This window comes from Azorhizobium caulinodans ORS 571, assembly GCF_000010525.1.
In the GTDB taxonomy this organism is placed as follows: Bacteria; Pseudomonadota; Alphaproteobacteria; order Rhizobiales; family Xanthobacteraceae; genus Azorhizobium; species Azorhizobium caulinodans.
In genome coordinates this window covers 4,350,099-4,374,154 of the sequence record NC_009937.1, presented here as the reverse complement: position 1 = coordinate 4,374,154, position 24,056 = coordinate 4,350,099, and the positions used below count along the sequence as shown (strand labels likewise).

Sequence of the window (24,056 nt, the reverse complement as noted above, 5' to 3'; positions counted from 1 at the left end):
CCGTGGCCGCTCCGAGCGCATTCGATCCAATACTCACAATACATCGTCGCCTACCGGTGCTGCGCGAGATGCGGGCCGAGTGACGCAAGCACCTGCTGTCGGGCTGCAGTGGGCGGTGGCACTGAATATGCTGCCTAGGTGTTTGACTTTGAATCGCCCCAGATTTGTCGGAGGGCCCAACTCCTGAGAGGATGGGGCGGACATCGGCCAGAAAGGCATAGAACGGACAACCTCGGCCCAGGCCCGTCGCCAGCTCTGGCCGATGGCCGGGTAGCGGCGGCCCAACAGGCTGTCCTCGAGGGCCCCGAGCGCGACTTCGCCGGCAGCGGCGTCCACCGCGCGATAAATGCCTTCAGCGCGGCCGCGACGGCCTTGCGGTCCTTGTAGGAGACGAAGTCTAGGCTGTGACGCGGCAGATGGACAATGCAGGTCCGGACCGTCGCTTCGGGGAACGCGGCGCGTATCTCGTCCGGGAAGCCCTTCAGGCCATCGACGACGACCAGCAGGATGTCCTCGGTGCCGTGGTTCCTGAGTTCGTTCAGACCCGCAGCCAGAACTTAGCGCCCTCGTTCTGCTCCAGCCAGAGGCCCAGGATCTCCTTGGTCCCATCGGCGCGGACGCCGAGCGCGATATGGACAGCCTTGGTGAGCGCACGATGCCCTCGTCGCGGACCTTGACGCACAGGCATCGAAGAACACCTGGGGATAGGCCGGCTCCAGCGGCCGCGCCTGCCAGGCGGCAATCTCCTCCAGCACGGGATCCGTGACGGCGCTGACGAGATCAGGCGAGGCCTCGATGCCGTAGAGCTCGCGCAAATGCCCGACGATCTCGCAGGCGCTCATGCCGCGGGCATACATGGACGCGATCCTGTCGTCGAACCCTGGGAAGCGCCGCTGGTACTTGGCGATCAGCTGCGGATCGAAGGTTGCCTGCCGGTCGCGCGGGATGTCCAGCTCGATCCGGCCGATCTCGGTCGTCACCGCCTTGCGGCCATATCCGTTGCGGCTGTTGTCGGCTTCGTCGCCCGCCAGATGATGATCCATCTCGGCGTTCAGGGCCGCTCGGCCAGAGCCTTCTTCAGATCGTCGAGAAGCCATTGGCGTCAATGGCCGTCTTGGGACCCGCGCCGCCAAGAAGATGGTCCAGAAGCGCACCAGAAAGGCCGGGCGACTTGCGTCGTGCCATCGGAAGCCTCCTTCAGGTCTACTATGACCGCCCCGCACACGAAATTCCTGGCAGTCTCAGGCGGAGCGCAACGCGATCACCCGAGCCATCGCAACCCTGCCGCCGGATCTGCGTCGGTCGCTGACCCGAGATCAGGGTGTCGAGATGTCCCAGTATCCTCGGCTGATGATCGACACTGACGTCCACGTCAACTTCTGCGACCCTCAGAGTCCGTGGCAGCGCGGCGCGAACGAAACCGCCAACGTGGCAACGACTGCGGGGGCTGGCGCGTCCTCAGCGGCAACGTGGTACGCGCGCGAAGAAGGGGGGCACGCAGCAAGATTGTGCCATCGATCACGTGGATTGGCTGTATTCGGTAATTGGAATTGACCGGTAGAATGATGGTGCATAATTACTGTGCACCAGAGAATGTTACTGCGCCGCCTCATGTAAGCCGCGTGACGCAGTATAATAAACGAGGTATCCGAATGATATCTAAGGTGACTTGGCGCGTCGCTTGGGAGAGTGATCTCACGAATGGTGACCACGCTGAGCTATCGGACTTCTTCAAGAGCGTTTATGGCGCGACTGGTGCGTTCAACGCTTTACCGTTTGCGGGAGGGCGCAGCTGGGCCGGAGCTCGTCCAGAGTTGCGCGGGATCGCATATGACGAATCCGGGGTCGCGGCGCATATGGGGGTGCTCCGCCGCTTCATCAAAGTGGGGGGGGAGCAGATAGCCGTCGCGGAGTTGGGCCTGTACGGCGTGCGGAGAGACCTTGAGGGCCTTGGTATAGGTCATTCTACTTTGGCGATGCTTCCCGTGCTAAAGGCGCTCGGGGTTCCATTTGCGTTTGGTTGCTTCCGAAATGAACTGCGGATCCATTTTCAGCGCTTCTGTCGCAACGGTAAGGGCGCAATAGTCGACAACGTAAATATAAAATCGACTCAGCCAGATATATATCCGGATCTCCCACCGACCAAAATCGAGAAAAAAGCCGCCGTTATACTCCCGCTTACCGAGACCTTAGATCGTTGGCCAGAGGGTGTTGACATCGAAAGGAATGGGCCAGAGCTATGAGTGTCCTTGGGCAAGCTGCACGAATCACGCAGAATCAGAGTTCAATATACATCACGTTCGATGATGGGCCGCACCCGAGCGTGACGCCAGCAGTATGCGAAATACTGAGAGAGCACTCGGCTCTTGCGACATTTTTTCAAATAGGCCGGTTTGCAAAAGAATACCCTAGTATATCACGACAGTGCCAATTGGACGGTCACGCTATTGGAAATCATACGTTCGACCATCCCAATCTACAAGACCGGGCCGGCGAGGAAGTAGAGTATCAAATATCGTCTGCGCAAAAATGCCTCGAGCATATCTGTGGTCGCGGATTTGTTCGGCACTTCCGTGCCCCATACGGCGCGTGGAGCACCCAGATATTAAACGTTGTGAATAAAATCGGCTTGCGGCCTGTCTCGTGGTCTGTCGACCCGAGAGATTGGGAGGCGCCGAGAATAGAAAATCTCATCAATGAGATATTAGATAACGCTCGACCTGGCTCGATAATTCTTCTGCACGACGGGTGCCCTCCAGATGAAGCTGCGATGTGGGACGTGCGTGGTGGCCGAGCTCAGACATTAGCGGCGCTCCGGTACGTCGTTCCAGCTCTTCAGGCGCGCGGATTTGCGCTTCAGCCGTTGCCATGAGGCGAGTCGACAAGAAAAGAGATGCCAGATGAGTGTCGTAGATGTGATCGGTTTGCTTGCGACTGCAGCCTACGTGACGTTGGCGAGCGCATACAAGGTGGTCCAGTTCATTAACGTGTCGAGCGTAACGGATGTCGCTGGTCTCGAAAGTGATGCTTTGCCGCTCACTCCAAGGGTTGACGTTATCGTGCCGACATTCAATGAGAACTCCAGCACATTGCTCGAGTGCGTCGCTTCTATATGCGCACAAGACTACCGCGGACCAATAACGATTGTCGTGGTAGACGATGGGTCGACCAACAAAACATCATTTCACGCAGTATGCGACAAGTACGCGAGCGACGAAAGGTTCATATTTGTCGAACTTGATCAAAACAAGGGGAAGCGCGCCGCGCAAATGGAGGCCATCAGGAGAACAGACGGAGACCTGATACTAAACGTAGACTCGGACACGGTTATAGATAAGGATGTTGTTACAAAGCTTGCGTCGTCCATGAGAGCCCCGAATGTCGGTGGTGTCATGGGGCAGCTCGTTGCAAAGAATCGAGAAAGATCTTGGCTTACCAGATTAATCGATATGGAGTACTGGCTTGCGTGTAACGAGGAGCGCATTGCGCAGTCGAGGTTTGGCTCCGTGATGTGTTGTTGTGGGCCGTGCGCCATGTATAGAAGATCTGCAATTACGCCACTATTGGCAGAATATGAGCACCAGACATTCCTAGGGCGTCCGAGCAACTTTGGTGAGGATCGCCATCTCACAATCCTGATGCTGAAGGCGGGATTTCGGACCGGGTACGTCCCAGGTGCCGTAGCGAGGACGTTGGTTCCGGATGGGCTGGCGCCGTACCTGCGCCAGCAACTCCGCTGGGCCCGCAGCACTTATCGCGACACCGCCCTCGCCTTACGTATAAAGAAAAATCTAAGCAAATATATCACCTTTGAGATATGCGCACAGAATTTGGGTACGGCTCTCTTACTTGTGATGACCATGATTTCGCTTTCGCTGACTACATCAGGGTCGCAAACGCCCGTTATCATTCTGGGTGTCGTTGTGGGGATGTCTATAATAAGATGTTGTTCTGTCGCCCTTATAGCGAAAGATTTTCGGTTTCTATACTTCATCGTTCACTCAGCGTTGAATGTTCTAATTTTAACGCCGTTAAAACTCTATGCCCTGTTAACCATTCGGGATAGTCGGTGGCTATCACGCGAGAGTTCCTAAAACATCAGTTAATTTGTGGGAAAAAGATGGAAGACCCTGATTTGGTAGCTACGAATCTGAGCCCCGCTGGCGTCAAGGACCTGCTTAGAAAGGATCTCGACGCGCGAGATCCGTGGAACATCAGCTCGTGCGAGTACGAGCAAAAACGTCTCCATGCAATCATGGAGCTGTGTCTTGGCGGCCGGACGCTAGGAGATGTACTCGAAATCGGCTGCGCGGCTGGGGCGCTCACCGAACGGCTGTCTATATATAGTCAGAGTCTAACGGTCGTCGAACTTATGACTGAGGCGATAGCCAAAGCGCAAGAACGCGTCAACAACTCGGATATAATTTGGCATGAACAAGATGTCTGCCAAATGGATTTGAACGCAAAGTATGACACTATAATCTGCACCGAAGTTTTGTATTATATACATGAGAAAGAGAGACTCAGAGGTGCATTGGAGAATATTGTTCAGCTGTTACGATCCGATGGGCAATTTATATTTGGCTCTCCTCGTAATGCGGTATGCCGAAGTTGGGGGCATTTGTTTGGGGCGGAGGCGGTGCTCGAGCTGGCACAGAGCCGCCTCCGCATAGTTGATCTACGGCGCATCAACGGTGGACTGCCGGGGCAGGATTGTGTCATCGCGAAACTCACCCGACGTTGAGCAAGGCAATCTCTAACAAGGACCAGGGGCCGGACGATGAAGCGGTGCGGTTTGAAGTTGACCCACGACGGTGGAGTTGCGGTGTTGGATGGGCGCGATCTCGTGGCCTGCATCGAGATGGAAAAGCTGACAAACAATGAGCGATATAGAAGAATTGAACATACCGACGAAATTGCTTTGGCTTTGCATCGATCCGGCTTTCAACCATCAGACATCGACGAGTACATCATCGATGGATGGGATGGCGAGGTTGATGCATGGGTGGAGTTACTCGGCGCGGCGGGACGCGTCCAGCTTAAGGTTGCCCCGTACGTGGAAAAGGAGCCGGATCGCGCAAACGAATTCACGCAAGGGTTCGGTTTGAACATACTTGGGCGAGACTATACGTACAAAAGCGCACCTCATGTAATGGGTCATATCGCGTCGGTATATTGCACAAGCCCGTTCGCGATTTTCAAACAAAAGGCGCTCTGCTTGGTGTGGGATGGTAGTATTTGGCCGCGACTGTACGAGATTTCGGACGGAGGGATTAGGTTTATTAATACGCTGTTCCCCATGATCGGCCATGCCTACGCCTGCGCCGGCCACCATTTTGGACCCTATAAGAATGCGGACAGAACCAGTTGGAAGCTCGATCTAGCCGGCAAACTGATGTCGTACATGAGTACAGGGACTGTAGATAGCCGAATCACGGCTGCCATACAGACGAGCTATCAAAATAACCTCGCGGGACACTCGCCCAATGCGTTATCCTACCGTAGGATGTCTGCGAATACTAGCGTCGCCCTGATACAGACCCATCGATTCTTCGAAGAGATAGGTGTTCTAGTCGCCGGCGCGCCGGAGCACGATATTCTGGCCACATTTCATTATTTCGTGGAGCGTCTTTTGATCGAAACGCTCCGGCATGAGCTTGCTCGTGCGGGGCGCAACATGTCGCGCAACTTGTGCATATCGGGGGGGTGCGGCTTAAACATCAAATGGAACAGCGCGCTTAGATCCAGCGGCCTGTTCAGAGATGTTTGGGTTTCACCCTTCCCAAATGATAGCGGATCTGCCATCGGGGCGGCGTGCAGCGCACTTGTCGCGAACGACGGCCTAGTTCCCATTAACTGGTCCGTATTCAGCGGGCCCCATCTGGTGAAGTCAACGCCAGATGCCAATTGGCGCGGATCTGCATGCGAGCTTTCAGAACTCGCGGCCTTGTTGGCGGACGGCGAGCCGGTCGTATTTCTGGCTGGCCGCGCCGAGCTGGGGCCTAGGGCGCTCGGCGCTCGGAGTATCCTAGCCCCTGCATCCGATCGCTCGATGAAAGACCGGCTCAATGCCGCGAAGCAGAGAGAATACTTTCGCCCAGTGGCTCCAATATGCCTAGAAGATCGTGCGCCTGAGATCTTTGAACCGGGATCGAACGATCGCTACATGTTGTACGATCACAAGGTTCGTGAAGGCTGGCGCGATAGGGTGCCGGCCATTATGCACCTTGATGGCTCGGCGCGAGTGCAAACCATCGCGCGTACGTCGGCGCATCCGGTGGCGAAGCTACTCGTAGAATACGAGAAACTTACGAATATCCCCTTGCTCTGCAATACAAGTGCGAATGCGCTCGGTCGGGGCTTTTTCCCAGACGTTGCGTCAGCCTGCACTTGGGGAAGGATCGCGAAAGTTTGGGCGGAAAACGTCCTATGGAGCAATGATGTTGATGCGCGAATCCCCTGACGATAGGCACTATACCGTCTCAGCGACGGGGGTCTGGAAGAAAAGGGGCGGCATCGACGTCCTAAGAGGACTCGACATGTATGTCAGGAGAGGGGAGAGATATGGAATAATGGGCACAAACGGCGCAGGAAAGAGTAGTCTAATAAATATTATCCTAGGTCTGACGCCGCCCGATAGGGGAACTGTAACTGTGTTCGGAAAAGATATGAGGCGGCAAGGTCATTTGGCTCGCGCTAGGATCGGAGTTGTTCCGCAGGACGACTGCCTTGAGCAAAATATGACGCCTTACGAAAATGTGATGCTTTATGGACGGCTGTGTCGGATGACGGCGTCCGAGGCAAGAAAAAGGGCGGACCAGATCTTCGAAAAATTTAGCATGATGGACTGTGCCAACCGGCCCGTTAGATTGCTGTCCGGTGGTATGCGGCGCTTAACGATGGTGGCGCGTGCGCTAGTAAATGACCCCTACGTCATCATACTCGATGAAGCTACGGTCGGGCTGGATGCTAAGTCGCGTTCAGCCTTGTGGCAGCAAATTGAGGCGTCAAACGCGACAGGGGCCACGGTACTTGTGATTTCACACCTCGCCGAAGATTTAGAGCGCATGACGGATAGAATCGCCTGCATCTGCGCGGGGACTGTGCGGGCGGAATGGGAAACGGCGGCTCTGTTAAAGGCCCTCGGTGCGCTAAAAATCCTCGAGATAGATCATTCTGTTAGCCCACGGGGAAAAGAGCTGTTCTGCAATCACGGCTTGCATGTTCACGAAAATGATGGCCGCTTGAGTGCAGTGCACCCATCGAGCGACTTTGCCCTAGAGGCCGTCCTTAAGAAGGAAGCAGTTCCCACGACCACACGCTTCGCAACATTAGACGACATAATCCGCTTTCCAGGGTTTCCCTGGACTGGCGTTGGCGGGGTGAACGGCGAAAAATGAGAGAGAGAATGGTCACCTGGGCGGCTGTATTTCAACGGAACGCTATGTCGTGGCGCCGCGAAATGGCCGCCTCTGTCCTCGGCAGCGTCATCGATCCACTGATAATGTTATTTGGGCTCGGAGTGGGTCTCGGTAAAATCGTAGACTCGGTGGACGGGCGCTCATATGCAGAATTTCTAGCGTGCGGTTTAATACTCACAAGCGCCATGTCCGCTTCGAATTACGAAATGCTATACGGCACTTACAGTCGTATATATGTTACGGGAACGCTGAAGTCAATGCGCTATGCGCCGATCTGCGTTTCAGACTACCTAATAGGTGAAGTCCTCTGGGCTGCGTACGAGGGCGTCGTAGCCGGTACAATTGTGGCTGTGTGCACGGCTTTCTTGGGCTATATTCCTGGATGGTCTGTAATTTACATACTGCCGGATATATTATTCGTTGCGTTAATATTTTCTTCGACATCGCTTCTTGTAGCCGCCATTTCGCGCGGATATGCATTGTTCGCGTTCTACCAGTCGATCGCTATCGCCCCGTTGGTGTTTCTGAGTGGCGTTATTGTGCCGCGCTTTACAGGTAACGACGTCATATCTGGGATGATTCACTTTTCGCCCCTATACCGCGCGGTGAACGATGTGCGGAACGTAGTATATGAAGGCCGTGGCACGCAGGTCGGCCCATTATTATTGCTATCTCTACTTTATGCCTCAGTAATGGTCTTCATTTCGGCAAAGGTGATTTGCGTCCGGCTGGACGATTAGGTTTCGCGGCTAACTGGAGGGGTCTGATTATGTATAACTCTGCCTGTCCTGAGGGGCGATCCGTCATCTCAAGGAGGCGGACTGGGTTGGGTGACTGCCTTTGGTCTCTCGCTGCGGCCTGGTCATACGCAAGGCACACTCGGCGCAGTCTCGTGGTGGATTGGAGTGAATCCTGCTATTCAGCGGACCCCAATATCAATCTATTCCCGGTTTTGTTCGATAATATCAACGATATCGGCGGGGTTTCTGTCCATTACGTGTCGAGAACATCGAGTCTGGCGCTTGAATCATCTGTAATTCCAGCGTGGTGGCGCCTGCCAGTAAAGCAGAGAGGGACGAGATCGGATGCGCAAATATTTCGGGAGCGTGATGAGCTGCGAAATTTGTTTTTTTCCCGGCGTGACGCTGATGCTGCGGCCGTCATCTGTGATTGCTGTCTCATGTGGTGCTGTGACGAGGATCTGGAGCGCGAGTTCTATGATCACCTAATTGTGAATCAGTATGTGCGCCAAGAGGTTGATCGGGTGTACGCCGAGAGATTTTTGGGTAACGTCGTGATCGGCGTCCATATAAGGCACGGTAATGGCGAAGATATATTGGATCATGATCGCTACTGGTGCGAAGAAAATGCGGCCATGAATTTAGTAGCGCACAAGATCCGTGAGGAGCGACGAAAATTCCCTTTTCGATCAACGAAGATATTTTTATGCACGGACAGTCCAGCAGTGAGCGAGTGGTTCAGGCGAGAAATGCCGGGGCTGTTCGCCACCGAAAAGGAGTTTCGGCAAAGGGGCGAGGGAGAGCTGCATTCAGCCCACTTTGGTCTAGGTGGCGCCGTTGCTGCGCTGGTCGATATGCAACTGCTTTCACGGTGTGACGTCCTGATTCGATATCCGCCGACGAGTGCTTTTTCGCGGTGGCCGAGTTTGTTGGTTGAGCGCGTTTTTGATTTTGATCTAGCGCGTGGAGTATTCTGCCAAGCAGACAGGAAAGCCGGCGGCGCATCGAGCGGTTAATAACGAGTGCCGCGCGGATAACGCTGTGTTGCATCGTTTGTATTTGCGAAGGTAACGGCGAAGTCCGGTCGCAGTTTGTCGGTGGTAGGCTAGGGGGTGCTACCGCCAGGGAAGATGGCAGAGTGTCCCGGATAGCGCCCGCGCGATCTTGGCCGCCATGGATACACGCTAGGTGGATGAATGTGGAATAAGGAATGGGCCGCCAAAATACCGTTTATGACGTACTGCGAGGCGTGCCGACCGCATCACTGGTTGAAGAATGGTCTGTTGTTCGTCCCCGTCCTTATATGCGGGCGGGCAGAAGACCTGCTGCAGGCTCCTCTTTGGCTCGCGTTCATGACTTTTTGCTCTGTAGCGTCCGGCATTTACGTTCTAAACGACCTCATGGATCGAGCGCATGACAGACGTCATCCGTCAAAGCGTCACCGACCATTTGCCTCCCGTAAGTTATCCGGCCTCACCGGGGTGTGGATGTGCCTGGTGTTAATTGCCCTCGGCGGCGTTTGTGCGATCAACTGCGGTGAGCGCCTTTTTGCGATCACAGCATCGTATGTCGCACTCTCGGTGATCTACGTAGGAAAGGTGAGAGGCGAGTATGTTCTCGACCTTTTTGTCCTATCAGCGCTTTATACCACGCGGATATTGGCGGGCGCGACCGCGGCAAACATACCTGTCCCGGCATCCTTTCTTGCATTTTCAGCCATGGCATTTGTATCTTTGGCGTCGATAAAGAGGCTGAACGAATTGACGCAACTGCGGCGTGACGGTGCGCCGGACCTATACGGTCGAGGTTACGAATTGTCGGATCATTCGATTGTCGCGTTGATATGTGTGTCGGCGGGATATGCCGCGGTGGTGTTCTTGGAGCTGTTTGTTCAGATGTCCAGTGTAGCGCAGGGTCCCGCGCCGATATTTGTATCGAACGCCATGTGCGTGGTGGTTGCGTACTGGATTTCCAGGGCTGTAGTGCAGGCTCATCGGGGCGATATGCGCAGCGATACTCTCTGCTACGCTGTTACGGATGGCTCCAGCCTAGTGTGCATTCTCGGACTGGCCTTAGGATTGGTCTTTCTCATGTACTGCCGGTCGCAATCGATTGGTTGAGTGAGGGTGTCCGACTGCGCGCTAAGATGCGCGGGGATGCATTTCGAGGAGCTCGTTCGGCGACGGATTGGAGGCGTTGGATGATTTTGTCAGGCTGGGGACGCTATCCTCGTGTCGACGCACGGGTCTTCGCTCCCCGTGTGGAAACTGAAATCGAGCAAGTAATTCGTAGTCAGCGAACTCTGATAGGAAGAGGTGCCGGATTGGCGTACGGTGATTGCGCCATAAGCGTTGGTGCCACTGTCGAAATGAGACGTCTCGCGGGGATTGAGCTTTTCGACGATGCGGCGGGTATTCTCACTGCCCAAGCGGGCGTGACGTTGGAGGATATCATCGACCTGGTGCTTCCTCGCGGATGGTTTCCGGCGGTCGTGCCTGGAACAAAAGGTGTGACGCTAGGCGGTATGATCGCTGCCGATGTTCACGGCAAGAACCACCGAACGGGCGGAAGCTTTCGCGAATGTGTTGAGTGGATAGAGGTCATGGGGGCAGAGGGCCTCGTTCGACGTTGCTCCCGGCATCGCGAAGCGTTGCTGTTTAATTTCACCATCGGCGGAATGGGCCTTACGGGGGTTATTCTACGTGCAACCATCCAACTTCGCAGAGTAGAAACGGGTTGGATGCGGAGGGTCAAGGCTCCAACGAATAGTCTTAGTTGCACATTGGAAGTGATGGAATCGCTGCGAGATCCACAATATACAGTCGCCTGGGTTGACGCTCTCGCTCGCGGGAAGGAATTAGGGCGAGGGATTGTAATATCGGGTAGTCACCTTTCAGAAGCGGAGCTATCGCACAACGTGTATGAAAGGTATCCACCAGCGTTAGATAAGTGCATGTCTGTGCCGCGCTGTTCGCCGCGGCTCGTGCCCTCGGCGCCTCTAATGGGAATATTGAACGGCGTATATGCCAGAAAATCGCGGCTTCTCCCGCCCGATGATGTCGTAGACTGGGATGCCTTCTTCTTCCCACTCGACAGGTTGCCGCGATGGAATAGACTGTATGGACGCGCTGGATTTATTCAGCATCAATGCGTAATCCCCCTGAAAAACGCTGAGGAAGGGATACGAGAACTGTTAGGTGAGATAAGAAAGTCCAATGTAAGCGTACCTCTTGCGGTATTGAAGAGGATGGGTGCCGAAGCCGGGCCGTTCTCGTTTCCCATGGAGGGTTATTCGATCGCGTTCGACTTTGCTGTCTCTGGGCGAGCATTAAATTTGCTGGCGCGGCTGGATGATATCGTTATCCAGCACGGGGGGCGCATATATCTCGCCAAAGATAGTCGCATGTCGGCAGTCGTGCTTCGGCAATGTGACTCGCGGGTCGCCCGTTTTGAGCAAGTGCGTGCGAACTGTGGTTGGGATCGAGTGTTCAACTCAGTGCTGTCTGAGAGGCTAAAGATCTGATGAAAAGGCCTGTTCTAATTCTTGGCGCGCGATCGGCTATAGGGATCGCGATCGCCCGAAGATTCGCGGAACTAGGACACCCTATCCAACTCGCGGCTAGATTCGCCCATTCGCTGGGCGCAGAGGCCGAGTATCTGCGTAATAGGTACGGTGTGGCGGTAAATTGCGTCGAATTCGATGTGTTGGAGTATGGCGACGGAATTTTGTCGCGGCTGCCGACGATGCCCCAGATCGTCATCTGCGTTGTTGGGCGACTGCACCCGCCCGACCTCGGTGGCAGTAACGCGGCTGCAGTTGCGCTGACGGTGCGCACGAATTTCGAAGGGCCGGCCTGCGTTCTGTCAGATATAGCCCGGTTATTCGTGGGGGCCGGGGGTGGGATAATTGTTGGTATTAGTTCGGTAGCTGGAGAAAGGGGGCGCAGCTCAAACTATATATACGGGGCCGCCAAGGCTGGCTTCACGGCGTTCTTGTCGGGGTTGCGAGCGAGTGTGGCAAGAAGCGGAGTACGGGTGGTAACCGTGCTCCCGGGATATGTGCGGACGCCTATGACTGCGGGGGCATCGCTCCCGGCATTATTGACAGCGGAACCAATGGAAGTTGCGGACGCGATTCATCGTGCAGTAATCCATAAAAAAGATGTTGTGTACGTGAGGCCGATATGGCGGATCATAATGATGATGGTTCGCCTGATACCCGAAAGTATTTTTAAGTGGAGTAAGTTTTGATGCGCACGTATGGTCTCGAGAGGTGGGGGCTAACGCTCGTATCGACTTTGATCCTAGCCATTGGTATAGGGAGAGTCGCATGGGGCGTTATGTTCCAAGAGCGCATCGAATTCTCGGATGGTTCGGGGTGGGACGGTGTTCATTACGAAAGGTTGTTCAATTATTTCGGCGGAGGCGCTATTGGGCACTCCACTGCGGCGTTCCCGTACTGCGCTCGTCTGGCTATCCCATGGATCCTATCGCTTATATCCAATCATGTGAGCTCGTTCTATTTTTGTAATATTGCTGTGTCGATATTATTATCGATCCTGTCGTGTCGGTTTGCCTGTGAGATATTTGGGGTGGATCTGAGGGTCGTGGCGTCGACAATGTTTCTTTCTTCGTTTTGCTATTTCTCGCCGCTCAGATTTTCGAGTTTTTATCCCATCTATGTGGATCCGCCATTTATGCTGCTTATGTTGCTGTCCATGTATTTTGTTGTGATGGCTAGATTCACCTGTGCGATATTGGTGTGCATAGTGGCGATTCCGGTCAAGGAGGCTGCCTTCTACGTTATTCCGATCGTGATTTTATATGATGTCATGGTGAAAGCGCCTAGTCGGAAGAAGTCTGGCCTGTATTGTGTTTTAATATGTGGTGCCGTGGGCATTAAGGTGATCGTTCCTTACATGCTAGGTTGTAGCGGAGAAGTGCAATTGGTGACTGGCGCATACTGGTTATTGCGTGCATTGTCGGATCCAGAACACTTCCTGTCTGCTGTTGCGTCGGTCTCGCTAACCGCGGGCCCCCTATGGCTTATTTCCGGGTCGGCGAGCCTCTGCTCCGGTCGCGATCACGTCCTCGCTTTCTCTCGTCTTGCGATAGTGTGGGCTGTGGTCTTGGCTGTGTGTGGCGGTTCGGATGTGGCGCGTATATTTTATGGTTTTAGTCCGCTATATGCGCCGTTGATAATTCGCGCTCTGAGGTATGCTGGTAAAATAGAGTATTTGTGCGCGTGCGTGGGTTGGGTTCTCACGAATCGGGTTCTTCAGTCTTATTGGCAGCCGGGTTACCGTAACGAGGGGGGGTATCTTACGGGGTTCTTTTCTCAATTCCCAGACTATGCGGGTCCGTCGGTGGCGCTTCAGACGATCGGTGTCTGGCTAGTCCTGGGGTGTATCTGCCGGGGGGCGGCGCGACTTCGAGCAAGCATGGATATGTCCAGTGCAGCGCACGAGGGTGTGCTGACGGATAGCTCAGGGTGGATGCCCCGCGGGAGCGCCAAGGCAGCTAAAGAGGGCGGCGTGTGACCGTCGTCCGCTTGCCCCGTATTGATCCTCCGCCGTTCTGGATGACGTTGCCCCCAGCCTTTATCCAGCCCTGAGCTCGCTTTAGCGGTTGGCTAGGCAGTTGCCCCATAAATTTGCGCGCGTGAGCGTGTCGTGATTCAAGCTCCCGAACTGGGAGTAAGAGAGATGCGCCGCCACGAACTGTCGGACGAGGAATGGGCGATCATCGCGCCGCTGCTGCCGAACAAGGTGCGGGGCGTGGCGAGGGTGGACGACCGCCGGGTGATCAACGGTATCCTCTGACGCTTTCGAACCGGCGCGCCGTGGCGGGACGTGCCAGAGCGCTATGGTCCGCGCACAACCCTCTATAACCGCTTCGTGTGCTGGCGGGCGGCGGGGGTCTGGGACAAGTTGCTGGAAGCTGTCTCGACGGCCTATGACGGGGACATCGTCATGATCGATAGCTCCTGCGTTCGCGTTCACCAGCACGGCGGTCAAAAAGGGGGCGATGATGATCGTTGCATGGGACGCTCCAGGGGTGGACTGACCACGAAGATCCACGCCTTGGTCGACGCTGAGGGCCGGCCGATCCACTTCCGGCTCACCGCCGGCCAGGCCGGCGATGCGCCTGTGGGCCGCGAACTTTTGGCTCACGCCCCAACCGGCAGCATCCTTCTCGCCGACAAGGCCTACGACACCGACGCCATCCGCGCCGAGACGGCAGAACGCGGCGCCTTCGCCAATGTGCCGCCACGTGTTATCCGCAAGCGGACCTTCCCCTTCAACCCATGGCTCTATCGCCAGAGGAAGCAGATCGAGCGCTTCTTCAACCGCTTCAAGCAGATGCGAGGCCTCGCCACGCGATACGTTCGCCGCCCGGACAATTTCCTCGCGGCCCTCAAGCTCGCCGCAACACGCATCTGGATCAATGCGTTATGAATCCGACGCCTAGCACTACTTTGGCATATTTTTGGGAGCGTGAGGCGTTTTTGGGATTCCCGCGGCGGTGTTTGCGTGATTCATGGGTGGTCGGCTTTCTGGAGGGCCGACCATGGATGAGAGTTGGAAGTCCGACCTCGAACAGTGGCTTGCGCCCTTTCTTGGTGCCCTGCGGCACAAGGTTCGGGCGCGGATGTGTCCGGCCTATGTGGCGGGGCTGATCGGAGCGGGCGAGCGCAAGAGCATCCAGCCGATGGCGGCCCGCAACGGCGAGGTTGGCTACGACCAGCTCCATCACTTCATCACCAGTGGCGTTTGGGATGCCGCGCCATTGGAGAAGGTCCTGCTCGCCGAGGCCGACAGGATGATCGGCGGCGCCGAGGCCTGGCTGATCGTTGATGACACGGCGCTGCCGAAGAAGGGAGAGCGCTCGGTCGGCGTCGCGCCGCAATACGCCTCGGCCCTGGGTAAGACCGCCAACTGCCAGACCCTGGTATCGCTGACGCTGGCGTCCGGCGAAGTTCCGGTCATGGTGGGGTTGCGCCTGTTCCTGCCCGAGAGCTGGACAAGCGATCCGGCACGATTGGCCCGCGCGGGTGTGCCGGATGATCATGCAGGCTATCGGAGCAAGCCCGAGATCGCGCTCGCCGAGATTGATCGGGCACGCACGGCGGGCCTGCGCTTCGGCTGCGTGCTGGCTGATGCTGGATATAGCCTCTCCGCGTCGTTCCGGCAGGCTTTGAGTGCGCGCGGCCTCACCTGGGCCGTCGGCATCGGGGCGCGCCAGAAGGTCTATCCGGCCGACGTGGCTCTTGTCTTTCCCGTCTCCGGGCGTGGCCGCCCGCGCAAGAACCCCGTGCCCGATGCCACGTCGGTCTCCGCGGAGAAGACGCTGGCGACGGCACGCTGGCGCGCGTTGAGTTGGCGGCGTGGCACCAAGGTGCCCCTGAGAGCCCGCTTCGCTGCCGTGCGGATCAGGGTGGCGGACGGGCCACCCCAGCGCATCGGCGCCATGGGACAGCAGCATCTGCCGGGCGAAGAGGCCTGGCTGATCGGCGAGCGCCGCTCGAATGGGGAGCGCAAATACTATCTCTCGAACCTGCCGGCTGGCACACCGCTCAAGCGCCTGGCCGGCGCGATCAAAGCCCGCTGGATCTGCGAGCAGGCGCATCAGCAACTGAAGGAGGAACTCGGCCTCGATCACTTCGAGGGACGATCATGGACGGGGCTTCACCGGCATGCACTCATGACCATGATCGCCTACGCCTTCCTCCAATCCCGCCGCCTCAAGCAGGCAAAGCGGGAAAAAAAGAAACCAGGGTCCGCCGCCCCAGCCCACCCTGCCGGCGATCCGCGCGGCCATCATCGCCAGGCTCGAACCGTCACCGAGAATACGATGTCCGCACTGCCGTAGACCGATCGAATCTAAAAATATGCCAAAGTAGTGCTAGCTAGGCAGGTGGCGCAAACGTCAGGACTGCGGACCGAGGGGGGCGTAGGGCCTTCAGAACCGCTCGTCTCGCCCGCATGTCGGTGACGATGAGGCTGGCCGGTTCCGGCGTGAATGGGACGGCACACCTTCGGCGGGAGTAGCGGTTCAGTGGCGAGCAAATCACCGTCCGGCTGGGCGTTGCCCACTCTACGGCGGCGGGATGGCTGACGCGGATGCGGCTCGGAAGTCTTGCCGCGCTGATGCCCAAGGAGCCGGTCGGCCGCTATCAGCACGAGCGGCAGGGCGAGCTGATCCATCTCGGCATCAAGAAGATCGCCCGCTTCGCGGGTGTCGGCCACCGCATCACCGGCAGCCGGCGTGGAGTCAGTTAAGGCATGGGCTACGACATCCTGCGTGTGGCTGTCGATGACGCACCCGTGTTGCCTATGGGGAAGTGCTGCCGGATGAGCGGCGGGGATCGACGAGAGGCTTCCTCATTCGCGCCCTGCGCTGGTTCCGGGCGCGCGGCATCCGGGTCGGGCGGGTGATGACTGACAATGGGGCCGCTACATCGCCAGGCTGTTCCGTAAAGTGCTGCGAATACTGGGCGTCTTGGCGCCCCAGCTAGGCTTTTCCATCTCAAAAAAGCTAACAAAAAAGACGCTTGCCAAGGCTCCGTGGTGCTGTGGTATCCAGTGGTAGCCCAAAATGGTATCCTAGGTGCGTCAGGGCGGGATTTGGCCCAGCACCCCCTTCAGGTTGGCAAAGCATCCTGCCTATCGAACTCTCATGTCCCGATCGCGAAGGCCAGCATGGTTCTGGCCTCGCTCACGACAGCGCGGGTCACATTGCCCATCACTCGGCTCACAATACGGCTCTGCTGCCAGAACAGCGGAACGTCCAAAGACTTGTCCGGCTTGAGCGCAACGAGCCTCCCGGTGCGAAGATGGTCGATCACGAGTGGCTCCGGGTTCATGCCCCACCCGATCCCAGCCAGGGCTGCATCCACAAAAGCTTGGGAGGAGGGGAGCAAGTGCAGCGGGGGATGAACATCAGCTCCGAGCACCTGCCGCAGCCATTCGACCTGGAGCCGATCTTTCTGGTTGAAGATCAGACACGGGGCGCGAGCCGCCGTAAGTTCGTTAAAGCCGTCGGTAAACCATCGGCCGCAATACTCCGGGCTTGCAGTTGCAACATAGCGCAAGGCTCCGAGAGGATGGCAGTCACATCCCTGGATCGGTGTGTCGTGCCCCGTCACTGCCGCCACAACCTCGCCGCGCCGCAGCCATTCTGCGCTGTGGTCCTGATCATCCAGCACCAAGTCGAATAGATACCCTTCCGTCTTGGCCATGGCAGGAATGAACCAAGTCGCGAGACTGTCGGCATTCACCGCAATCCGCAGGGTCACTGGCAGGCTCTCAGCCTGAAGGCCCGGAAGGCTCCCCTTCAAGGAGCTCTCAAGTAGGGCAACCTGCTCGACGTGCTGGCACAGGCGCTGACCTACCTCGGTTGCTGTGCAGGGCTGATCTCGGACCACCAGCACCACCCCAAGCCGTTCCTCAAGCAGCTTGATCCTCTGCGAGACTGCTGAAGGCGTGACGTTGAGCTGCTGTGCTGCCCGCTCAAAGCTGCCGGTTCGGATCACGGCCGCGAGTGCAGTGAGGTGGGCGTAATCGAGCATAGATTAGAAACTCTAATGCGGGCTGAGAAGGTTTAAGTGCCCTAATCATGAGCCCTGGCGTACCTCATGTCGATCCTTAGTCGGAGTTCGACATGACCATCCCTCTCTTTTCAGGCTTCCTGCTGGGCCTGAGCTTGATCCTCGTCATTGGAGCACAGAACGCCTTCGTGCTGCGCCTGGGTCTGAGGGGCGAGCATGTCCTGCCGGTGGTCTTAATCTGCGCTGTGTCCGATGCCGCGCTGATCCTGGTCGGTGTCCTCGGATTTGCCCAGGTCAGCGCCATAATGCCCTGGGCCGAGCCGGTCATGCGATATGCAGGCGCGGCCTTTCTCGTCCTGTACGGTGCCCGCAGCTTTAGATCAGCGTTCACGGCTGAGACCGGCCTTCAGGTGACGGGGACGACCACAATCACTCTTCAAGGCGCTTTGCTGACCTGCTTGGCGCTCACCTGGCTCAATCCTCACGTCTACCTCGATACGGTGGTACTGATTGGGTCCATCTCGACCCAATTCAATGAGGGGCGGGGGCTGTTCGCACTCGGAGCCATGCTCTCATCATTCACCTTCTTCTTTTCACTTGGATACGGCGCACGCCTGCTGCGTCCGTTCTTTGCTCGTCCGGGAACGTGGCGGGTTCTCGATGGAGGGATTGGGCTCGTGATGTGGATTACAGCAGCAAGACTATTACTCCCACAATGAAGCCACCAATGGCTGACGACAGCGTTGTGACGGACCGTACCATTAGCCTTACTACTAAAGCCTTGGCGATCCTCTAGGTGTGACTTCTGATCAGGTTGTTCCGGCGAGAGCCTGAGCTGGCGTTCTGCGGTCGAGGCTACCATGTGGCCTTTGGTGATTGTACCAGGCGAGCCATCGGGGCAGGTCGGCGGCGCGGCGTTCAGAAGACGGGAACGGGATGGCATAGGCCCATTCGCGCAGCAGGGTCTGAATGAAACGCTCGGCCTTGCCATTGGTCTTCGGCGTGTAGGGTCGGGTGCGGATGTGCCGGATGCCCAGTATCCGCAGCACCTTGCGGAACAGCCTGGCGATGTAGCCGGCCCCATTGTCGGTCATCACCCGCTCGACCCGGATGCCGCGCGCCCGGAACCAGCGCAGGGCGCGAATGAGGAAGCCTGTCGTCGATCCCCGCCGCTCATCCGGCAGCACTTCCACATAGGCAAGACGGGTGGCGTCATCGATGGCCACATGCAGGAAGTCGTAGCCCATGCCTTCACTCGCCCCGCGCCGGTTGCCGGTGATGCGGTGGCCGACACCCGCGAAGCGGGCGAGCTTCTTGATGTCGAGATGGATCAGCTCGCCCGGCCGCTCGCGCTGATAGCGTCGGACCGGCTCCTGGGGCATCAGCGCGGCAAGGCTTCCGAGCCGCATCCGCGTCAGCCATCCGGCCACCGTGGAGCGGGCAAAGCCCAGCCGGACGGCGATCTCCTCGCCGCTCAACCGATACTCCCGACGCAGGCGAGCTGCCATTGCCCGCCAGAACCGGCCAGCCTCATCGTCAGCGGCGTGCGGGCGGGACGAGCGGTTCTGAAGGCCCGACGTCCCCTCGGCCCGCCAGCGGGCGAGCCACTTGCGGGCCGTCCTTTCGCTGATCCCGAAGCCGGCCGCCACTTCGGCGACTGGCCGGCCTTCCTCGACGATCCGCCGAACCATCTCGGCTCGACCAAGCGGCGTCGTTCGCGCATTCTGGTGCGGGTTGTTCATCCTCGTGTCCTGCGGTCGGTCGTGTCGCAACAACCACCTTCAGGCTCTCACGGGCGATGAACAACCTCTCCGGAAGCCACATCTAGGTATTAGTGACCTAGGTTGATATTCCCTTGTCAGACTTTCCCATACTGACCTCGATCACAGGCTCCATCCCCCCAAGGGCACCCGCTCAGGCTCACGCCCGAACAACCTGATCAGAACTCACGCCTAGGCCCCTTCCCGAGATGGCCAATGGGCAGCGGAGATGATCATTTCACAGCTGACGCGAGTGGCATCCGGAGCGTGGATATGCCCTTACATTGCGCATTCAGTGGTCAAATAATAATCTCTGCGCCTTATGCGTCATCAATATTCAGATTCTTCAAAGCCCTGTCCGTTTTTGGCGCGGCTTTGGCAGAATCTGCAGCCTCTCCCGTATTGCCCTGATGCTCTGCTTGACTTTGAATTATCTCGAATGTGACACGAATATTTGAGGCTAGGCGAAATCGATGAGCAAAATATCGGCCACAATCCTCACTGGTTTTCTGGGGGGCGGCAAGACCACACTCCTGAATATCCTTTTGGAGGCTTCTCCTGGCGAGCGGGCCCTCGTTATCGTTAATGAATACGGCGAGGTCGGCATTGACGGAAAGCTAGTCGTCGAGACACAGGACGAGGTGGTCGAGTTGAATAACGGCTGCGTCTGCTGCACGGTGCGCGGTGATCTCATCGCTGCCATGCAGGGGGTGCTCGCTTCCGGCCGGCCAATCGACCGGATTATCATCGAGACATCGGGCCTTGCAGATCCAGCGCCGGTCATCCAGTCCTTCATGCTGGATGAGGTGCTGCGTGAGCGGCTGGCTCTCGATGCTATCGTCACCGTAGTGGATGCGCGCCACATCACCGACCAGATCGCTCTCGACGAGGCGCGCGAGCAAATCTGCTTCGCCGACGTGCTCTTGCTCAACAAGATCGACTTGGTGGACGAGGCGAGCCTTGCCGCAACGCAGGACATGCTGCGACGCCTGAACCCGCTGGCCCGCATCATCCGCACGCAGGCCTGCGCCGTCCCCCGTGACGCCGTGCTCGATGTTCGCGCCTTCGACCTTCGGAACGCGCTTGCCGTCGATCCCGAAATTCTCGCGGACCACGCCCATGAGCACGACGCGAGCATTGCATACGTTGCGCTCCGCGAGGCCACACAGCTCGATCCGGCGGCCTTCAACATCTGGATCAACCGGTTGGTACAGGCGGCCGGCAAGGATCTGTTCCGCATCAAGGGTGTGCTCGCCTTCGCCGAGGAGCCGCGGCGCTATGTGTTCCACGGCGTGCACATGACGCTGGAAGGCCGCCCTGGGCGCGCCTGGCGTGCGGATGAGGCGCGCTGCAGCGAGATCGTCTTCATCGGCCGCAACCTCGATGAGGCGGCGTTACGCCGGAGCCTCGACGCCTGCCGGGACACGCGCGCACCGTCCGAGCGCACCGCACGCGCCGGCTGACAGGCAGGGCAACGCGCGTCGTCGGAACGCAAAGCAAACAAAATTAAAACGACCTTCCCAGAGGAGAATTATATGCCTCCGCTTGTTGCTGCCATGGTCAGTCTCGGCGTTCTCGGCGCCATCGATACCTATCTCACCGCGACCATCTTTCCTGTTCCTGTCTGGGTAACGTTCGTCGCTTGGGCGTCGTTCTTCGCCTGCGGCGGCGGCCGGCACGGGCTGGTGAAGTCGGTTGCTTCTAATTGGGTCGGCATCCTTATCGCTTCCCTGACGCTGCTGGTCATCGAGACTGGACCGGTTAATTCGGCTTTCGCTGCTATTCTTGTTGGCCTAGGTACGTCCGTCATGATCCTAGTATCAGCCGAGCGTGTGCTCGATTTCCCCCCGGCGATCGTGCTCGGATTTGCCTCTCTAGTGGGCACTGGCGCTGCCACTGGCGCTACTATTGCAGGCGCTGCGGGCTTTTCGCACCCCACTCTCGTCGCCATGGCGGCAATGCTGGCCGGCGCCCTTTTCGGCTTGGTCTCCGAGCGTGGGACCCAGATGCTGACGACCAAGACGCCGGCCAGTGCCTGATCACCTTGCGTCAAAGGAAGCCTTCTAATGAAACTCCAGCATTATCTTGGTGGTCTTGAAGGCCTCGGGCCTGTCAGTACCGAAACGCGCGTGTTCGTGGAGCCGTGGGAAAAGCGCATCTTCGGTATCCACACCGCGATGATGGCGCTCTCCACCCAACTGTCGCTGCCGGCCACGCCCTCCTCCTTCCGAACGGTTTGGACCTGGGCGGACCTTCGCAAGGGCGCAGAATCCCTCAATCCCCTCGATTACTTCCGCTTCCGCTATTATGAGAAGTGGATCGGCGGAATTTCCAGCTACTTCATTTCTCACGGCTATATCACCGAGGCTGAACTCGACGCGCTGACCAAGGAATACTACGCTGACTTCTCTAAGCCTCGGCCGTCGGCAGGGTGCGCGGTCGTCGACGCTCGCATCGTGCAGTATCTGGTAGAGGGCGACAGCCCGAAACGCGGGGCGGCCGTGAATCACGCCTTTGCCGTGGGCGATGCGGTGGCGGTCTGCGACGTGCCCACCGTCGAGCACACCCGACTGCCGGGTTACCTGCGCAACCGCACCGGCACGGTGGAGACTGTCTACGAAGGAACCTACACCTATCTGTGCAACACCGGGCCGGACGGAATCGGCGCGGCCATGCCGGTCTATTGCGTCCGGTTCGACCCAGTGACGATCTGGCCCGGTAATGCCGAGCCGAACTTTGCCATCTATGCCGACCTCTACGCCCACTACATCGCCGCGCCTGCCGCCGCGCAGCAGGCCGCGTGAGTGGCGTGCACTCAACGGGGAGCCCCTTCCATGGCCGATCAGTTCAACTATCGCGAGGATCGCGAGGCCTACAGTGCCGCCCGCGTACGCGCCCTTGAGGCTCTGCTCATCAAGAAGGGCATCATCACCGATCGATCGGTGGACACGGTGCTCGACTATTTCGAAACGAAGATGGGGCCGTTCAACGGCGCCAAGATCGTAGCCCGCGCGTGGGTCGATTCCGCCTTCAAGGAACGTCTCGTGGCCGACACGCCCAGCGCCATTGCTGAGTTGGCGCTGCCGGAGGGCATGGCGGGTGCCGAGGGCGAGCATATGCGGGCGGTCGCCAATGCGCCGGGCGTCCACAACCTCATCATCTGTACCCTCTGCTCCTGCTATCCTTGGCCAGTGCTGGGTCTGCCGCCCTACTGGTACAAAGACCCCACCTTCCGCAGCCGCGCGGCGCGCGAACCGAGGGCGGTTCTGAAAGAGTTCGGCCTCGCCGTGCCCGAAAGCACGCGGGTGAAGGTGTGGGATTCCAGCGCCCAAATCCGCTGGTTCGTGGTGCCAGAGCGCCCTGCCGGCACGGAGGGCTTGAGCGAGGCGGAGTTGGAAGTCCTCGTCACGCCAGAGGCGATGATCGGCGTTGCTGTCGCCCGGGCGGCATAGGCGAGGGTCCGATGCTCACTAGCTTCGAGCAGTTTGCCGTTACCGAGATGATGGGGAAGACGGATACCCCGCCGCGCGCCAATGGCACGCTGTGCTTCAGTAGCGAATGGGAGCGCACGGCCTTCGGTGTCGCCCTCGCCCTCGCGCGTAACGGCTATTTCGAATGGGACGACTTCCGCGACGAGCTCATCGCGGAAATCGGCGCCTGGGAGCCGTACCCCCCTGGCGACCGATCGTCCTGGAACTACTACGAGCGCTGGCTCGCGGCTCTTGAAAGGGCGGTGGTGAAGACCGCCCTCATCGATCCGGCGGAGCTTTCCTCTGCCTTTGCCGAGGCTGCCGCTGAACCGCACGCGGCCTGACCGCGGCCGCAGCCTCCCAGACCATTCCGACCTGACGGAGTACAATCCATGCATATCGAACCTGGCCTCGTGGGCGGTACCAAGATCATCCTCAGCTATGCCACCGGCGCCGCCGCCCTCCTCTACACCGCCAAGCTCTGCCTTGAGGCTGCTCGCACGCGTGAACCGCTTTCGCTGCTCGTGCGCAGCCTTGCTACGACGGCGCTGGTGTTCTCCTTTTTCGAGATCCTGCCACATTACCCGGTCGGCGTCTCCGAGGTGCACCTCATCCTCGGCTCAGCCCTGTTCCTCGTGTTCGGCGCCGCGTCCGCGGCCGTCGGCCTAGCCCTCGGCCTGCTGGTCCAAGGCCTTTTCTTTGCCCCCTTCGATCTTCCGCAGTACGGCATGAACGTCACGACGCTGCTGGTGCCGCTGTTCGCGCTTTCAGGGCTTGCCCGCCGTATCATCGCTCCGGGCACGCCCTATGTGGACTTGAGCTACCGGCAGGGCTTCGCCCTCTCGGCGGCCTATCAAGGCGGCATCGTCGCTTGGGTGGCGTTCTGGGCGGTCTACGGCCAGGGGATTACGATGTCGAATGTCGCAGCTATCGCGTCGTTTGGCGGCGCCTACCTCTTGGTGATAACAGTGGAGCCGCTGCTGGATCTGGCGGTTCTGGCGGGGGCCAAGGCGCTCAGCGGCAGCCATGAAGGTCTCGGCTGGCGTGCGGCGGTCGCACGGCGGCTGTTCCAGCCTGGTTGAGCCGCGCGGGACTAGGTCCAAATCATGCTACCG

The 24,056-nt window shown here is 58.3% G+C and carries 21 protein-coding genes and 4 pseudogenes; 22 read left to right on the top strand and 3 right to left on the bottom strand.

Annotated elements, in window-relative coordinates; translation table 11 throughout:
• Window positions 1-187: 187 nt before the first annotated feature.
• Window positions 188-1,185, bottom strand: a pseudogene (locus AZC_RS19645) (IS256 family transposase); the annotation flags it as partial.
• A gap of 54 nt (window positions 1,186-1,239) precedes the next feature.
• Between AZC_RS19645 and AZC_RS26185 the strand changes: the two are divergent.
• The 15 genes and pseudogenes from AZC_RS26185 to AZC_RS25790 form a co-directional block, all read left to right on the top strand.
• A pseudogene (locus AZC_RS26185) lies at window positions 1,240-1,428 on the top strand (IS30 family transposase); the annotation flags it as partial.
• Between the two features lie 224 nt (window positions 1,429-1,652).
• The gene (locus AZC_RS19635) at window positions 1,653-2,243 is read left to right on the top strand and encodes a NodA family N-acyltransferase (protein WP_043879623.1); all 591 of its coding nucleotides are present in this window, start codon (window positions 1,653-1,655) and stop codon (window positions 2,241-2,243) included.
• On the top strand, window positions 2,240-2,872 hold the full coding sequence (gene nodB, locus AZC_RS26430) for a chitooligosaccharide deacetylase NodB (protein WP_012172340.1): 633 nt from the start codon (window positions 2,240-2,242) through the stop codon (window positions 2,870-2,872). The genes AZC_RS19635 and nodB overlap by 4 nt, the downstream gene beginning before the upstream one ends.
• A 28-nt stretch (window positions 2,873-2,900) precedes the next feature.
• A complete protein-coding gene (gene nodC, locus AZC_RS19625) occupies window positions 2,901-4,094 on the top strand; it encodes a chitooligosaccharide synthase NodC (RefSeq protein WP_012172339.1) in 1,194 nt (397 codons plus the stop codon).
• A complete protein-coding gene (locus AZC_RS24700; protein ID WP_148209885.1) occupies window positions 4,070-4,744 on the top strand; it encodes a nodulation S family protein in 675 nt (224 codons plus the stop codon). The genes nodC and AZC_RS24700 overlap by 25 nt, the downstream gene beginning before the upstream one ends.
• Window positions 4,745-4,780: 36 nt before the next feature.
• Window positions 4,781-6,463 carry a nodulation protein U gene (locus AZC_RS19615; RefSeq protein WP_012172337.1) on the top strand — a complete coding sequence of 561 codons (1,683 nt, stop codon included), beginning with the start codon at window positions 4,781-4,783 and terminating at the stop codon, window positions 6,461-6,463.
• Complete coding sequence (locus tag AZC_RS24555) at window positions 6,345-7,400, top strand: ATP-binding cassette domain-containing protein (RefSeq protein WP_148209884.1); 1,056 nt, start codon at window positions 6,345-6,347, stop codon at window positions 7,398-7,400. Before AZC_RS19615 ends, AZC_RS24555 begins: the two co-directional genes overlap by 119 nt.
• An 8-nt stretch (window positions 7,401-7,408) precedes the next feature.
• Window positions 7,409-8,161, top strand: a complete 753-nt coding sequence (locus AZC_RS25240) for an ABC transporter permease (RefSeq protein WP_158304144.1) — start codon at window positions 7,409-7,411, stop codon at window positions 8,159-8,161.
• A gap of 29 nt (window positions 8,162-8,190) precedes the next feature.
• Window positions 8,191-9,177 (top strand): nodulation protein NodZ, encoded by a 987-nt coding sequence (locus tag AZC_RS25235; protein ID WP_012172334.1) that lies wholly within the window; start codon window positions 8,191-8,193, stop codon window positions 9,175-9,177.
• A 180-nt stretch (window positions 9,178-9,357) separates the two neighbouring features.
• A complete protein-coding gene (locus AZC_RS19605; protein ID WP_012172333.1) occupies window positions 9,358-10,281 on the top strand; it encodes a UbiA prenyltransferase family protein in 924 nt (307 codons plus the stop codon).
• A gap of 80 nt (window positions 10,282-10,361) precedes the next feature.
• Complete coding sequence (locus AZC_RS25230; protein WP_012172332.1) at window positions 10,362-11,684, top strand: FAD-binding oxidoreductase; 1,323 nt, start codon at window positions 10,362-10,364, stop codon at window positions 11,682-11,684.
• Window positions 11,684-12,412: an SDR family oxidoreductase gene (locus tag AZC_RS25225; RefSeq protein WP_012172331.1), complete on the top strand. Its 729-nt coding sequence runs from the start codon at window positions 11,684-11,686 to the stop codon at window positions 12,410-12,412. Before AZC_RS25230 ends, AZC_RS25225 begins: the two co-directional genes overlap by 1 nt.
• Before the next feature lie 1,454 nt (window positions 12,413-13,866).
• Window positions 13,867-14,619, top strand: a pseudogene (locus AZC_RS25220) (IS5 family transposase).
• A gap of 75 nt (window positions 14,620-14,694) precedes the next feature.
• A pseudogene (locus AZC_RS19590) lies at window positions 14,695-16,033 on the top strand (IS701 family transposase).
• A gap of 251 nt (window positions 16,034-16,284) precedes the next feature.
• Window positions 16,285-16,443, top strand: coding sequence for a hypothetical protein (locus tag AZC_RS25790; RefSeq protein ID WP_012172327.1), 159 nt, complete (start codon window positions 16,285-16,287; stop codon window positions 16,441-16,443).
• Between the two features lie 395 nt (window positions 16,444-16,838).
• Here the strand turns inward: AZC_RS25790 and AZC_RS19580 are convergent, their stop codons facing one another.
• Window positions 16,839-17,732 (bottom strand): LysR family transcriptional regulator ArgP, encoded by an 894-nt coding sequence (locus AZC_RS19580; protein ID WP_012172326.1) that lies wholly within the window; start codon window positions 17,730-17,732, stop codon window positions 16,839-16,841.
• Window positions 17,733-17,824: 92 nt separating this feature from the next.
• On the opposite strand from AZC_RS19580, the gene AZC_RS19575 reads away from it, so the two are divergent.
• Entirely contained in the window at window positions 17,825-18,430 is a 606-nt protein-coding gene (locus tag AZC_RS19575; protein ID WP_012172325.1) for a LysE/ArgO family amino acid transporter, read from the top strand.
• 90 nt (window positions 18,431-18,520) lie between these two features.
• On the opposite strand, the gene AZC_RS19570 is transcribed toward AZC_RS19575, so the two are convergent.
• Window positions 18,521-19,453 (bottom strand): IS481 family transposase, encoded by a 933-nt coding sequence (locus AZC_RS19570; RefSeq protein ID WP_012172324.1) that lies wholly within the window; start codon window positions 19,451-19,453, stop codon window positions 18,521-18,523.
• Window positions 19,454-19,944: 491 nt separating this feature from the next.
• Between AZC_RS19570 and AZC_RS19565 the strand changes: the two genes are divergently transcribed.
• The 6 genes from AZC_RS19565 to AZC_RS19540 all read left to right on the top strand — a co-directional run bounded on the left by AZC_RS19565 (window position 19,945) and on the right by AZC_RS19540 (window position 24,023).
• Complete coding sequence (locus AZC_RS19565) at window positions 19,945-20,934, top strand: CobW family GTP-binding protein (protein WP_012172323.1); 990 nt, start codon at window positions 19,945-19,947, stop codon at window positions 20,932-20,934.
• A gap of 72 nt (window positions 20,935-21,006) precedes the next feature.
• A complete protein-coding gene (locus AZC_RS19560) occupies window positions 21,007-21,510 on the top strand; it encodes a DUF1097 domain-containing protein (RefSeq protein WP_012172322.1) in 504 nt (167 codons plus the stop codon).
• 27 nt (window positions 21,511-21,537) lie between these two features.
• On the top strand, window positions 21,538-22,275 hold the full coding sequence (gene nthB, locus AZC_RS19555; protein WP_012172321.1) for a nitrile hydratase subunit beta: 738 nt from the start codon (window positions 21,538-21,540) through the stop codon (window positions 22,273-22,275).
• 30 nt (window positions 22,276-22,305) lie between these two features.
• Window positions 22,306-22,923: a nitrile hydratase subunit alpha gene (nthA, locus tag AZC_RS19550; RefSeq protein WP_043879621.1), complete on the top strand. Its 618-nt coding sequence runs from the start codon at window positions 22,306-22,308 to the stop codon at window positions 22,921-22,923.
• A gap of 11 nt (window positions 22,924-22,934) precedes the next feature.
• Window positions 22,935-23,285: a nitrile hydratase accessory protein gene (locus tag AZC_RS19545; RefSeq protein ID WP_012172319.1), complete on the top strand. Its 351-nt coding sequence runs from the start codon at window positions 22,935-22,937 to the stop codon at window positions 23,283-23,285.
• A 48-nt stretch (window positions 23,286-23,333) separates the two neighbouring features.
• Window positions 23,334-24,023 carry an energy-coupling factor ABC transporter permease gene (locus tag AZC_RS19540; protein ID WP_012172318.1) on the top strand — a complete coding sequence of 230 codons (690 nt, stop codon included), beginning with the start codon at window positions 23,334-23,336 and terminating at the stop codon, window positions 24,021-24,023.
• The last annotated feature ends 33 nt before the right edge of the window (window positions 24,024-24,056 follow it).

Bases quoted from the DNA above. Each gene is read 5' to 3' on its own strand.
- AZC_RS25225 (WP_012172331.1), top strand. From the start codon at position 11,684: ATGAAAAGGCCTGTTCTAATTCTTGGCGCGCGATCGGCTATAGGGATC.
- AZC_RS19560 (WP_012172322.1), top strand. From the start codon at position 21,007: ATGCCTCCGCTTGTTGCTGCCATGGTCAGTCTCGGCGTTCTCGGCGCC.
- AZC_RS25230 (WP_012172332.1), top strand. From the start codon at position 10,362: ATGATTTTGTCAGGCTGGGGACGCTATCCTCGTGTCGACGCACGGGTC.
- AZC_RS25790 (WP_012172327.1), top strand. From the start codon at position 16,285: ATGCGGCTCGGAAGTCTTGCCGCGCTGATGCCCAAGGAGCCGGTCGGC.
- nthB (WP_012172321.1), top strand. From the start codon at position 21,538: ATGAAACTCCAGCATTATCTTGGTGGTCTTGAAGGCCTCGGGCCTGTC.
- AZC_RS19575 (WP_012172325.1), top strand. From the start codon at position 17,825: ATGACCATCCCTCTCTTTTCAGGCTTCCTGCTGGGCCTGAGCTTGATC.
- AZC_RS19545 (WP_012172319.1), top strand. From the start codon at position 22,935: ATGCTCACTAGCTTCGAGCAGTTTGCCGTTACCGAGATGATGGGGAAG.
- AZC_RS25235 (WP_012172334.1), top strand. From the start codon at position 8,191: ATGTATAACTCTGCCTGTCCTGAGGGGCGATCCGTCATCTCAAGGAGG.
- AZC_RS19540 (WP_012172318.1), top strand. From the start codon at position 23,334: ATGCATATCGAACCTGGCCTCGTGGGCGGTACCAAGATCATCCTCAGC.
- nthA (WP_043879621.1), top strand. From the start codon at position 22,306: ATGGCCGATCAGTTCAACTATCGCGAGGATCGCGAGGCCTACAGTGCC.
- AZC_RS19570 (WP_012172324.1), bottom strand. From the start codon at position 19,453: ATGAACAACCCGCACCAGAATGCGCGAACGACGCCGCTTGGTCGAGCC.
- AZC_RS19615 (WP_012172337.1), top strand. From the start codon at position 4,781: ATGAAGCGGTGCGGTTTGAAGTTGACCCACGACGGTGGAGTTGCGGTG.
- AZC_RS19605 (WP_012172333.1), top strand. From the start codon at position 9,358: ATGTGGAATAAGGAATGGGCCGCCAAAATACCGTTTATGACGTACTGC.
- nodB (WP_012172340.1), top strand. From the start codon at position 2,240: ATGAGTGTCCTTGGGCAAGCTGCACGAATCACGCAGAATCAGAGTTCA.
- AZC_RS19580 (WP_012172326.1), bottom strand. From the start codon at position 17,732: ATGCTCGATTACGCCCACCTCACTGCACTCGCGGCCGTGATCCGAACC.
- AZC_RS24555 (WP_148209884.1), top strand. From the start codon at position 6,345: ATGCGCTCGGTCGGGGCTTTTTCCCAGACGTTGCGTCAGCCTGCACTT.
- nodC (WP_012172339.1), top strand. From the start codon at position 2,901: ATGAGTGTCGTAGATGTGATCGGTTTGCTTGCGACTGCAGCCTACGTG.
- AZC_RS19565 (WP_012172323.1), top strand. From the start codon at position 19,945: ATGAGCAAAATATCGGCCACAATCCTCACTGGTTTTCTGGGGGGCGGC.
- AZC_RS25240 (WP_158304144.1), top strand. From the start codon at position 7,409: ATGGTCACCTGGGCGGCTGTATTTCAACGGAACGCTATGTCGTGGCGC.
- AZC_RS19635 (WP_043879623.1), top strand. From the start codon at position 1,653: ATGATATCTAAGGTGACTTGGCGCGTCGCTTGGGAGAGTGATCTCACG.